Genomic DNA, 12,206 nt, shown 5'->3' on the forward strand with positions numbered 1-12,206 from the left:
CCATGTCGCGTTTCTTCATCAGCCGTCCGATCTTCGCATCGGTCATCTCGATCATCATCGTGATCGCCGGCCTCATGGCCTCGCTCACGCTGCCGGTCGCCCAGTACCCGGAGATCACGCCGCCGACGGTGATCATCTCCGCCACCTTCCCCGGCGCCAACGCCGAGACCCTGTCGCGCACCGTCGCCGCCCCGATCGAGGAGCAGCTGTCGGGCGTCGAAGGCCTGCTGTACTACAACTCCCAGAGCACCTCGAACGGCACGGTCAGCATCACCGCCACCTTCGAGGTCGGCACCAACCCGGACACCGCGCTGATCGCCGTCAATAACCGCGTCAAGGTGGCCGAGCCGCGCCTGCCGGACGACGTGCGGCGCACCGGCGTGCTGGTGCAGAAGCGCTCCAACAACATCCTGATGTTCGCAGCCCTGCGCTCGCCAGACAACAGCTACGATGCCCTCTATCTGGCCAACTACGTGGCCATCAACGTCATTGAGGAAATCCGCCGCATCCCCGGCGTCGGCGATGCGCAGCAATTCGACCCGCTGTACGCGATGCGGGTGTGGCTGAAGCCGGACGTGATGGCCAAGCTGGGCGTCACCACCACCGACGTGGCCAACGCGATCAAGGTGCAGAACACCCAGAACGCGGCCGGCAAGATCGGGGCCGAACCGGTCGTCAACGGCCAGCAGCTGACCTACACGGTGTCCGCGAAAGGGCGCCTGCTGACGCCCGAGGAGTTTGGCAACATCGTGCTGAGCGCCAGCGGCCCGAACGGCGTGGTGCGCTTGAAAGATGTCGCCCGCCTTGAACTGGGCGCCGACAACTACGACCGCAACGCCAAGGTCAACGGCACTCCGGTGTCCGGCATGGGCATCTACCTGCAGTCCGGCGCCAATGCGCTGGAGACCGCCAAGGCCGTGCGGGCACGCCTGGACGAGATGCAGAAGCGCTTCCCGAAGGGCGTCGAATATCTGGTGCCCTACGACACCACGCGCTTCATCCAGGAATCCGCCAAGGAGGTGATCCACACCCTCGTCGAGGCGGCCATCCTGGTGATCGCGGTGGTCTATGTGTTCCTGCAGAGCTGGCGCGCCACGCTGATCCCCATCGTGGCGGTGCCGGTGTCGCTGATCGGCACCTTCGCCGGCATGTGGCTGTTCGGCTTCTCGATCAACACCCTGACCCTGTTCGCGATGGTGCTGGCGATCGGCATCGTCGTGGATGACGCGATCGTCGTGCTGGAGAACGTCGAGCGCCTGATGAGCGAGCAGAAGCTTTCGCCGAAGGACGCCGCCATCGAGGCGATGCGCGAGGTGTCCGGCGCGGTGGTGGCCATCGTGCTGGTGCTATGCGCGGTGTTCATCCCGGTGGCCTTCCTCGGCGGTATCGCCGGCAAGCTGTACCAGCAGTTCGCGGTCACCGTCGCGGTGGCGGTGGTGATCTCGGGCATCGTCGCGCTGACCCTCACGCCGGCCCTGTGCGCGCTGCTGCTCAAGCCGACCCACGAGGAGAAACCGCTGTTCCGCCCCTTCAACCGGGCCTTCGAGGGCTTCACGCGCTTCTACACCAACACCGTCGGCCTGACCCTGCGCCACGGCATTGTCGGCACGGTGGTCTTCGTGCTGACCATCGCCGCCGCCTTCGGCCTGCTGCGCAGCGTGCCGGGCAGCTTCGTGCCGGCCGAGGACCAGGGTTACCTGTTCGGCTTCGTGACGCTGACCGACGGCGCCTCGGCGCAGCGCACCGGCGTGGCCGCCGAGCAGATGCGCCAGCGCGTCATGTCCGACGACATCGAGAACATTTTCTTCATCAACGGCTCGGACTTCATCACCGGCAACAACCGCGCCAGCGTGGCGAGCACCTTCATCGTCTTCAAGCCGTGGGATCAGCGCAAGGTGACCACCACCGACATGGTCGGCAAGTTCATGGGCATCGGCATGAGCCTCTCCGACGGCATGGGCCTGGTCTTCAACCCGCCGCCGATCCAGGGCCTCGGCACCGCTGGCGGCTTCGAGGTGTACGTGCAGAACCGCGCCGACGGCGACCCGCGCACGCTGGCGGCGGTCAGCGCCCAGTTCGTCGAGGCCCTCAAGAAGCGTCCCGAGCTGACCGGCATCAACACCTTCTTCCGCGTCACCGCGCCGCAGCTGTACGTCGAGGTGGACGAGCCGAAGGCGCTGGCGATGGGCCTTCCGCTGGATTCCATCTACGCCACGCTGCAGGCCAACACCGGCACGCTGTACGTCAATGACTTCAACCGCAGCGGCAAGACCTTCAAGGTCCAGGTGTCGGCCGACGCCGCCTACCGCATGAAACCGGACGACCTGCTCAAGCCTTACGTGCGCAGCGCCAACGGCAATATGGTGCCGCTGTCGGCGGTGGCCACCGTCAAGACCATCACCGGCTCCGAGATGGTGGAGCGCTTCAACGGCTTCGTCGCCGCCAAGGTGCTCGGCAACTCCGCTCCCGGCTACAGCTCCGGCGACGCCATCAAGGCAGTGGAGGAAGTGGCACAGACCGTCCTGCCCGAGGGCTATCGCGCAGAATGGGTCGGCCAGGCCTTCCAGGAGAAGCGCACCGGCACGGCCTCGATCATCGCCTTCGTGTTCGGCATCATCATGGTGTTCCTGATCCTCGCCGCCCAGTACGAGAAGTGGTCGCTGCCGCTGGCGGTGATCATGGCGGTGCCCTTCGCGATGTTCGGCGCACTGGTCGCGGTGCTGTTGCGCAACATGCCCAACGACATCTACTTCCAGATCGGCCTGGTGGTGCTGGTCGGCCTCGCGGCCAAGAACGCGATCCTGATCGTCGAGTTCGCCGCCCAGAAACAAGCCGAAGGCATGAAGATCGTCGATGCGGCGATCGAGGCGGCGCGCCTGCGCTTCCGCCCGATCGTGATGACCTCGCTGGCCTTCGTGCTCGGCGTGCTGCCGCTGGCCATCTCCTCCGGGGCCGGCGCCGGCGCGCGCCGTTCGATGGGTACCGGCGTGGTCGGCGGCATGCTCGCCGCGACCTTCATCGCGACGATCTTCGTTCCCCTGTTCTTCAAGTGGCTCAGCCGCGGCAAGGTCCGTCTTCCGGCCGGCCATCCGCCTGCGAACCCTTCCGCCCACGATGAGGTGAAGCCATGAACCGCCCCCGACTGACCGGCCTGCCGCCCGCACTGGCGCTGGCTCTCGCCCTCGGCGGCTGCGCCCTCGGCCCCGACTACGCGCGCCCCGACGCCGCCATCGCGCTGCCCGAGGCCTACACCGCCGCCGCGCCGCTGGCCCAGAGCCCCAGCGTGGCGAGCAACTGGTGGACCCTGTTCGGCGACAACCAGCTCGACGAACTGGTCAAGCAGGCCCTGGCCAGCAGCCCCGACGCCCGCCTCGCCGCCGCCCGCATCGAGGAAGCCGACGCGGTCCTCACCCAGGTGAATGCCGCGCTGCTGCCCGAAGTGGACGGCAACGCGTCGAGCACCCGCAGCCGCACCGTGCTGCCCAACACCACCCCGCCGAAGAACCTGACCCGCACGGTCAACAAGCTCGGCCTGTCCACCTCCTTCGAGCTGGACGTGTGGGGCAAGCTGCGGCGCTCCTCCGAGGCCGCCCGCGCGCAGGCCTTCGGCACCCGCTACGCCAGCGACACGGTGTCGCTCAGCCTGGCCGCCTCGGTGGTGCAGGCCTACCTCAACCTGCGCGCCATCGACGCCCAGCTGCTGGTCACCCGCGACTCCCTGGCCGCCCAGCAGCGCAGCACCGAGCTGACCCGCAACCGCTTCACCGGCGGCATCGCCTCCCGCCTCGACGTGGAACAGGCCGACGGCGCGCTGGCCAGCTACACGGCCACGCTGCTGCAGCTCGACAAGAGCCGCGCCCTCGCCGAGAACCTGCTCGGCCTGCTGGTCGGCCAGCCCGGCCTGAAGGTCGCGTCCGGCGACCTGCGTGGCCTGCCGCTGCCGCCCGTGCCTCCGGCCGGCCTGCCGTCGAACCTGCTCGAAGCCCGGCCCGACGTGCAGCAGGCCGAAGCCGCGCTGATCGCCGCCAATGCCAAGATCGGCGTCGCCAAGGCCGCGCTGTTCCCGAGCATCACCCTCACCGGCAGCTTCGGCCGCGAAAGCCAGGATCTCTCCAAGCTATTCGACGCGCCGGCCATGGTGTGGTCCTTCGGCGCCGGCCTGACCCAGCCGATCTTCGAGGGCGGCCGCCTGCGCGCCCAAGTGGACCAGGTCACCGCCCAGCAGAAGCAGAGCCTCGAAAGCTATCGCAAGGCCGTGCAGACCGCCTTCCGCGAAGTGAACGACGCGCTGGTCAGCGTGCGCCAGAACGGCGAAGCCGAAGACGCCTACACCAAGGCGATGGAGGCCGCCAAACGCGCGCTGCAGCTGGCCCAGACCCGCTACGAGCACGGCTATTCCGCCTACCTCGACGTGCTGGTCGCCCAGCGCACCGCCAATGACGCCACGCTGGCCTGGGTACAGAACCGCCAGGCCCGCCTCAGCTCGACGGTGGACCTGTTCAAGGCCCTCGGCGGCGGCTGGAAGGCAGGCTGAGCCGGCAGGCCGCAACGCACCACGGAAAGGCCAGGGCCAACGCCCTGGCCTTTTTGTTGGCCAACGGGACACATGCCAGAATGGCGTCCCGCCACCGACACCGACGCCCAGCCCATGTCCGCCGACCGCCCTGCCCTCGTCCAGCTCCATACCGACATCGACACCCGCGTCGCCGGCATCCGCGCCAATCACCCCGACTGGCTGTGCGCCAAGGGCTGCGCCACCTGCTGCCGACGCCTCGCCGACGTACCGCAACTCACCGCTGCGGAATGGACCCTGCTGCAGGAAGGCCTCGCCGCGCTGCCGACCGAACGCCTGCAACGCATCGCAACCGCGATGGCCACCCTCGGCGACCAGCCCCCCCGCCCCGTCACCTGCCCGCTGCTCGACCCTGCCACCGACGCCTGCCTCGTCTACGCCCACCGCCCGGTGGCCTGCCGGACCTACGGCTTCTACGTGCAACGGGACAAGGGCCTGTACTGCAAGGACATCGAAACCCAAGTCACGGACGGTGCGCTCGACGACGTGGTGTGGGGCAACCACGACGCCGTGGACCGGCAACTCGCCGGGCTCGGCAACAGCCGGGGACTGACAGAATGGTTCAGGGAGTGCAAGGGCGACTCGGGCAGCGAGGGCCCGTGCTGAGGCTAGCCTGAAGAGGGTATTCCGGCGCCATCAGATTCAGCGGACGCCTCGAAAAACCCTCTCCCTCCGCAATACCACGCCGTACGGAAAGTGATGCAGTTCGCTGCACGCCAGAAAGCCTGCAGTCATGCTGCCCAGAACATTCCCGGAGCATGGCCCTATGCGCAGAACCGAACAGATTCAACGCACCTCTCCCACGTCAGCTCAGACGCTCCCTCCATATCACCCTCGTATCCAGAACGCGCCAACAGTTACATTGCCGCTCGGCCCTGTCGCTGATCGCAACTCTCTATAAAGGCAAGGAGCACCTTTATGGATCAGTTCACGCCGTCCGATCTCAAGACGATTCTCCATTCCAAGCGGGCCAACCTGTATTACCTCCGGCATTGCCGGGTGCTGGTGAACGGAGGCCGGGTCGAATATGTAACCGACGAGGGCGACCAGTCCCTCTACTGGAATATTCCCATCGCCAATACCACCGTGCTCCTCCTCGGCACCGGCACGTCGATCACCCAGGCCGCCATGCGGGAACTGGCCAAGGCCGGCGTGATGGTCGGATTTTCTGGTGGCGGGGGCACGCCCCTCTACAGCGCCAACGAGATGGACATCGAAGTCGCGTGGTTCTCGCCGCAAAGCGAATATCGCCCGACGGAATACCTGCAGCACTGGGTGCGCTTCTGGTTCGACGATGCTCTGCGCCTGGACGCAGCCCGGGCAATCCAGCGCGCCCGACTGGGCCTCATTGCGGACAACTGGATCGATAGCCGCCAGTTGGCCGACAGCGGCTTCACATTGCCTGCAGAACGCTTGCGCTCGGCCCTAGAGGCATCCCGCGCGCAGATCGACCTCGCACCCGACAACACGGCCCTGCTGACCGAGGAAGCACGCCTCACCAAGAAGCTCTTCAAGCTCGCCTGCGACGCCACCGATTACGGCGATTTCGTCCGAGCCAAGAATGGCGGCGGGACCGACGCTGCCAACCGCTTTCTCGACCACGGCAACTATCTGGCCTACGGCCTGGGGGCCACCGCCGCCTGGGTACTCGGCCTGCCCCATGGTCTCGCAGTACTGCACGGCAAAACACGCCGCGGCGGTCTCGTCTTCGACATCGCCGATCTCGTCAAGGATGCCCTGATCCTGCCCCAGGCCTTCGTTTCGGCCATGCGGGGCGACGACGAGCAGGGCTTCCGCGATGCCTGCGTAACCCGCCTGGTTCAAGCCGAAGCGCTGGACTTCATGATCGACACCGTGAAAGCCATCGCCCTCGACCTGGGCCGGCGGGCGCAATGAATATCCTGCTGATCTCCCAGTGCACCAAGAACGCGCTCATCGAAACCCGGCGGATCATCGACCAGTTCGCCGAACGCCGCGGAGAGCGCACCTGGCAGACACCCATCACCCAGGCCGGCCTCGACACCCTGTACCGCCTGCTGCGCAAGACTGCCCGCAAGAACACCGCCGTGGCCTGCCACTGGATACGCGGCAAGGACCACAGCGAACTGCTGTGGGTCGTCGGCGATGCCCGCCAGTTCAACGCCCAGGGCGCAGTTCCGACCAACGCGACCCGACGCAACATCCTGCGCAGCCACGATGAAAACGACTGGCATGCGGGCGAGGACATCCGCCTGCTGGCCCGTCTGGCGGCCCTGTTCCACGACCTGGGCAAAGCCAACCAGGCCTTCCAGGACAAGCTCGCCAGCGGCCACCCCATCGCCGACCCGTTTCGCCACGAATGGGTGTCCCTGCGCCTCTTCGAAGCCTTTGTCGGCAAGGACTGCACCAGCGACCGAGCGTGGCTGCAACGTTTGATCGACCTGGACGGTAGCGAATCGACGCAGGTTCTGTCGGCGCTCCTTAAGGACGGCCAGGGCAGTCCGATGGGGCCTTTCGCCACCCTGAAACAACCTCTCGCGCGGATGGTCGGCTGGCTGATCGTCAGCCACCACCGCCTGCCCACCCCAATCACGAAAGACGATGGAGACCGGCTACTCAAGCCCCAAGGCCTGAACACACTGCCGGGCGGCATCGTGCATGGCTGGTGCGGCAGCCGGCTCGACGATACCGATGCCAAGTTGCAGGCCGCCTGCTGGCGCTTCAAGGCCCTGCCCTTCGACAGCCGTCACTGGCGGGAACACGTGGGCAAGACCGCGGCAGCCATTCTCAAGCGCCCCACCTTGCTGGATGCCGGCGCGGAGGCGAGCCTGGCCAGCCCGTACGTCATGCACCTGGCACGGCTGGCCCTGATGCTGGCCGACCATTACTACTCCTCCCAACCCAGCCATGCCCGCTATGGAGATCCGCTCCGCCGGGGCAGCAAACCCCTCTACGCCAACACCCTGCGCGAGGACGGCGTCCCGCCCCGCCTCAACCAGCGCCTCGACGAACACCTGATCGGCGTCGGCGTCAATGCCAGCCGGCTCATGCACAGCCTGCCGAGAATGGAGCGCAGTCTTCCGCGCATCGCCCGCCACAAGGGCTTCCGGGGGCGCAGTGCCGGCGCCTTCCGCTGGCAGAACACCGCTTTCGACCTGGCGGAGAGCCTGCGCGACAAGGCCGCAGAGCACGGTTTCTTCGGGATCAACCTCGCCTCCACTGGCTACGGCAAGACCTTCGCCAATGCCCGCATCCTGTACGGCCTGGCCGACCCGCAACTGGGGGCGCGCTTTACCGTGGCCCTCGGCCTGCGCAGCCTGACCCTGCAAACGGGTGACGCCTACCGGGAACGCCTCCACCTCGGCCCGGAAGACCTGGCCGTGCTGGTCGGCGGTGCGGCCAGCCGTTCGCTGCACGAGCACTACAAGGCCCGCGCCCGCAACTTCACAGCGGAGGGAAGCGAGTCCGCCCGCGATCTGCTGCCGGAGTACAACCACGTCCGCTATGAAGGCAGCCTCGAAGACGGACCGCTCAAACGCTGGCTGCAGCAAGGTCGGCAAGGTGCTCAGGCAGGCAGCCTGCTGAATGCGCCGGTGCTCGTATGCACCGTCGACCACCTGATGCCGGCCTGCGAGAGCACCCGCGGCGGGCACCAGATCCTGCCGATGCTGCGCCTCATGTCGTCGGACTTGGTGCTCGACGAACCCGACGACTTCGATGTCGCGGACCTGCCCGCGCTGACGCGTCTGGTCCATTGGGCGGGCATGCTGGGCAGCCGGGTTCTGCTGTCGTCGGCAACCCTGCCGCCAGCGCTGGTGCAGGGCCTGTACCACGCCTACTGCGCCGGGCGTCGCGAATTCCAGCGCCACCGGGGACGCCCCGGCGTCGGCTCGGACGTGTGCTGCGCCTGGTTCGACGAATTCGGCGCCTCGACCAGCAGCCACGGGGAAGACCCTGACGGCGCGGGTTTCCTGGGCAGCCATACGGCCTTCGTCACCCGACGCATCGCCCGCCTGGTCGCCGCAAAGGAAGTACGCCGCCGCGGCGCCATCCTCGACCTGCCCGCGATCCCGACCAAGGCGCTGGACCCGGCCGGCCGTCAGGCCGAGATCGCCCAACAGCTCGCCGCCCTCCTCCGCAACGAGGCACTGGCGCTCCACCGCCAGCATCACGACAGCGACGCGGCCACCGGCACGCGGGTGAGCTTCGGCCTCATCCGCATGGCCAACATCGACCCGCTGTTCGACGTGGCCCGCAGCCTGTTTGCGCTGGGTGCGCCCGCAGGCTGCCAGATCCACCTGTGCGTCTATCACGCCCGCCATCCCATGCTGGTCAGGGCCGAGATCGAGAGGGAACTGGATACAACCCTCAAACGGCATCCGCCTGCAGCCGTCTTCAACCTTGCCGGCATCCGCGACAAGCTGGACAGCAGCACCGCCACCGATCATCTCTTCATCGTGCTGGCCACCGCAGTCGCGGAAGTCGGCCGCGACCACTGCTACGACTGGGCCATCGTCGAACCGTCGTCCATGCGTTCCATCATCCAGCTGGCCGGCCGGGTCAAGCGCCATCGCCCTTTCGATTGCCCGCCCGCACACGCAAACATCCTGCTGCTGGGCAGCAACATCAAAAGCCTCAGGCAGGATGGCGCAGGCCCCGCATTCTGCCAGCCGGGTTTCGAAAGCCGGGAGTTTCCCCTCAAGACCCACGCCCTGCGCGAGCTGCTCACCCCGGAGCAATGGCAGACCATCGATGCCCGCAGCCGCATCCAGGCCCGCGCAACGCTCGACGCATCGGGCAGCCTGGTCGATCTCGAACACGCCCGCCTCGCCGACCTCATGCTGGGGGCCAGAGATTCGACGCAACGACAGCTTCCGGTCCACTGGTGGTGGATCACCCGCGCCCATCTCTCCGGCGCACTGCAAAACCGCACCCGCTTCCGCGCCGATCCCGAGGGACATCAGACCTTCTTCCTGAAACCCGATGAAGACGGCAACAGCACCGAGTTCGTCTGGCTGGAACCGACAGGCAAGGAACTCCTGGTGGAGTCCAACCTGCTCCAGCGCATCACCGATGCCGACTTGCGAACCGGCACCGGCATCGACTGCTGGGCCACGCCCGACTACCTGACCGCCCTGCAAACCCTGGCCGAAGACCTCGGCATGAACCCGCTCGATTGCGCCCGCCGCTTCGGCACCATCGACCTCCCCGGCCGCGAACCCGAACGCTGGCGCTACCACCCGGCGCTGGGATTCAGCCGGGCGGGATGACCAGACCAATTTCTGAAGGAGAGACCGAATGGAAGAAACCCCACCCCCCGGTGAAAGCCAGCGGATCCGGGCTGAGATCTCACAGTTTCTGCAGGGCCGTCTCCAGCCCAAACTGGACAAGCTGAAAGCCGACGATGATGAAGTGCGGCACAAGCTGCTGGCCGAGCACCAGTTCGACACCTGGATCGCGGATGCCGCCCGACGGGTGGGGCAGATCCAGCAGGTGACGCACGCCATCAAATTCACCCATCCGTCCGCCGATGGCGCCAGTCTGTCGAGCCGGGGCAATGCGGCCGCTGGGGACAGAGAAATCGGCTCCCACGTACTTGGCAACGGCGTAGCGGCCGACGTGGTGGGCAATGCGGCAGCGCTGGACGTTTATAAATTTCTCCGGCTCACCATCGATGGGCGCAGTTTGCTGGACCGGGCAATTGCCCGCGATCCGGCCTTCGCCGAAGCGCTGTCGGCCGAACCCACGACCGCGGCGACGCTGATGGAAGCCTTTGCCGGACTACCAGAGCCCAAAGGCCGCCCGGCTTCCCACAAACTCGCCAAGCAACTCTACTGGCCCGTACAGGAAGGCACATATCACCTGCTGGCGCCGCTGTTTTCCTCATCGCTGGCCCACGCGGTCTACAAGCGCATCAACGATGACCGCTTTTCCGACGAAGCCAAAGCTGCACGGGACGCCCGACGAAACAAGGAAGCGTTTGCCGGCACCAGCCGCGACTACCGCAACCTGGTCATCCAGAGCTTCGGTGGCTCGAAGCCACAGAACATTAGTCAGCTCAATAGCGAACGCCGGGGCGAAAACTACTTGCTGGCGTCTGTCCCCCCGACCTGGGAGTCGCCAGCCCTGCGCCCACCTCTTAAGATCGACACGGTCTTCTCCCGCTATTTCGAGCGACGCCGGGAAGTCCGCCGTCTGACCGAAACCCTCCGCGATTTCCTGAAGCGGGTCGCAAATGCCGACAGCAACCTGCGCATCAGGCAGACCCGCGCCGAGTTGGTCGACGACCTGTGCGGTGAAGTCCTGCACTTTGCCGCCGAGTTGCAACGTTACCTGGAACCCGGTTGGTCCGCCGCCCCCGACTGCCGGCTCAACCTGGCCGAGCGCTGCTGGCTGGATCCTGCCCGCAGCCAGAGCGACGAGGACTTTGCCGCTCATCGCAGGCAAGGGGACTGGAAAGACGAGGTCTGCCTGCGCTTTGGCAACTGGCTCAATGCCCGCCTGCAAACCGACCAGACCCACTTCGGCGGCCCGGAGGCCCTCGCCTGGCAGGCCGTCCTGGGCAGCGAACTCAAACTGTTGCGCGAGGAATTCGACGATGAGTAACCCCCTCGTCCAGCCCGACGGGCTGCTGATCCTACCCCGCCTGAAGCTACAGAACGCCAATGCCATCTCCAGCCCCCTGACTTGGGGCTTTCCGTCACCGACCGCGTTTCTCGGTTTCGTGCACGCACTGGAACGGCGCCTCGCCGAGACGTTCAACGTGAGCTTCGGTGGCGTAGGCATCGTCTGCCATGCCTTCGAAGCCCAGACCTTCCAGCCGAATCACCGCCGACACCGCGTCTTCGCTCAGACGCGCAACCCGATCTATCTCCAGCAGGACTTAGCCAAGTTCATTTCCAAGGGGACACCAGCCTCCATCGTCGAAGAAGGCCGGGCTCACCTCGAAGTGAGTCTGGTCATCGGCGTGCAGGGATACTTCGAGGAAGCACTACAGGAGCAGGCATTTGCCGATGCCGCATACGACACGGCCCTGGGCATGCGGATCGCAGGCGGCAGTGTGCTCCCCGAATCCGGCGCTCAAGGCAGCCGCCCCGAATGGGTGAGTTGGCCTGTCGTGGAGGAAGGCCGTCGCAGGACCTTTGCGCGCCTGCGGCGGCGCCTGCTACCGGGCTTCGCACTGGTTCATCGGCCCGACCTTCTGGGCGAGCGCGTGGATGCCCTACGCCAAACCGATGAACAAGCCACCGCGCTCGACGCCCTGCTCGATCTGACGCGCCTCAACTACACCCCGACGCAGCCGGCGGACGGCCCCCCCGTTGAAGACGGCAAGGTGGAATGGCTGGCGGAAAAGCGCCCTGGCTGGCTGGTTCCGCTGCCAATCGGCTATGCCGGTATTTCCCAACTCTACGGGCCGGGCGAAGTGGGCAGTGCCCGTGACAACGCAACGCCCTTCCGCTTCGTGGAAAGCCTGTACTCCCTTGGGCAGTGGATCGGCCCCCACCGCCTGAACCAGCTCGACCAACTGCTGTGGCACAGCAGCGCCGAGCCCGAAGCCGGGCTCTACCGTTGCGTCAATCGCTACGCCGACCTTATCGAAGCCCCTAGCGCTCTCCCCACCGAACCCGCATCGACCACCCTTCAAGGAGCTTAA

The 12,206-nt window shown here is 66.5% G+C and carries 7 protein-coding genes; all 7 read left to right on the forward strand.

Annotation, left to right across the window (positions count from 1 at the left end; translation table 11 throughout):
- Positions 1–2 precede the first annotated feature (2 nt).
- The gene (locus AC3QL2_RS10030) at positions 3–3,131 is read left to right on the forward strand and encodes an efflux RND transporter permease subunit (protein WP_493233413.1); all 3,129 of its coding nucleotides are present in this window, start codon (positions 3–5) and stop codon (positions 3,129–3,131) included.
- On the forward strand, positions 3,128–4,534 hold the full coding sequence (locus tag AC3QL2_RS10035) for an efflux transporter outer membrane subunit (protein ID WP_493233415.1): 1,407 nt from the start codon (positions 3,128–3,130) through the stop codon (positions 4,532–4,534). The genes AC3QL2_RS10030 and AC3QL2_RS10035 overlap by 4 nt, the downstream gene beginning before the upstream one ends.
- Before the next feature lie 72 nt (positions 4,535–4,606).
- The gene (locus AC3QL2_RS10040) at positions 4,607–5,179 is read left to right on the forward strand and encodes a YkgJ family cysteine cluster protein (protein WP_493233417.1); all 573 of its coding nucleotides are present in this window, start codon (positions 4,607–4,609) and stop codon (positions 5,177–5,179) included.
- Between the two features lie 312 nt (positions 5,180–5,491).
- Positions 5,492–6,469, forward strand: a complete 978-nt coding sequence (cas1f, locus tag AC3QL2_RS10045) for a type I-F CRISPR-associated endonuclease Cas1f (protein WP_493233419.1) — start codon at positions 5,492–5,494, stop codon at positions 6,467–6,469.
- Complete coding sequence (gene cas3f, locus AC3QL2_RS10050; RefSeq protein ID WP_493233420.1) at positions 6,466–9,822, forward strand: type I-F CRISPR-associated helicase Cas3f; 3,357 nt, start codon at positions 6,466–6,468, stop codon at positions 9,820–9,822. Before cas1f ends, cas3f begins: the two co-directional genes overlap by 4 nt.
- Positions 9,823–9,850: 28 nt before the next feature.
- Positions 9,851–11,158, forward strand: coding sequence for a type I-F CRISPR-associated protein Csy1 (gene csy1, locus AC3QL2_RS10055; RefSeq protein ID WP_493233421.1), 1,308 nt, complete (start codon positions 9,851–9,853; stop codon positions 11,156–11,158).
- Positions 11,151–12,206, forward strand: coding sequence for a type I-F CRISPR-associated protein Csy2 (csy2, locus tag AC3QL2_RS10060; protein ID WP_493233423.1), 1,056 nt, complete (start codon positions 11,151–11,153; stop codon positions 12,204–12,206). The genes csy1 and csy2 overlap by 8 nt, the downstream gene beginning before the upstream one ends.

Source organism: Zoogloea sp. GW822-FHT05C07 (assembly GCF_058800215.1).

Excerpts from the sequence above, each read along its gene's own strand:
- cas1f (WP_493233419.1), top strand. The coding sequence starts at position 5,492 with ATGGATCAGTTCACGCCGTCCGATCTCAAGACGATTCTCCATTCCAAG.
- csy1 (WP_493233421.1), top strand. The coding sequence starts at position 9,851 with ATGGAAGAAACCCCACCCCCCGGTGAAAGCCAGCGGATCCGGGCTGAG.
- AC3QL2_RS10040 (WP_493233417.1), top strand. The coding sequence starts at position 4,607 with ATGCCAGAATGGCGTCCCGCCACCGACACCGACGCCCAGCCCATGTCC.
- AC3QL2_RS10030 (WP_493233413.1), top strand. The coding sequence starts at position 3 with ATGTCGCGTTTCTTCATCAGCCGTCCGATCTTCGCATCGGTCATCTCG.
- csy2 (WP_493233423.1), top strand. The coding sequence starts at position 11,151 with ATGAGTAACCCCCTCGTCCAGCCCGACGGGCTGCTGATCCTACCCCGC.
- AC3QL2_RS10035 (WP_493233415.1), top strand. The coding sequence starts at position 3,128 with ATGAACCGCCCCCGACTGACCGGCCTGCCGCCCGCACTGGCGCTGGCT.
- cas3f (WP_493233420.1), top strand. The coding sequence starts at position 6,466 with ATGAATATCCTGCTGATCTCCCAGTGCACCAAGAACGCGCTCATCGAA.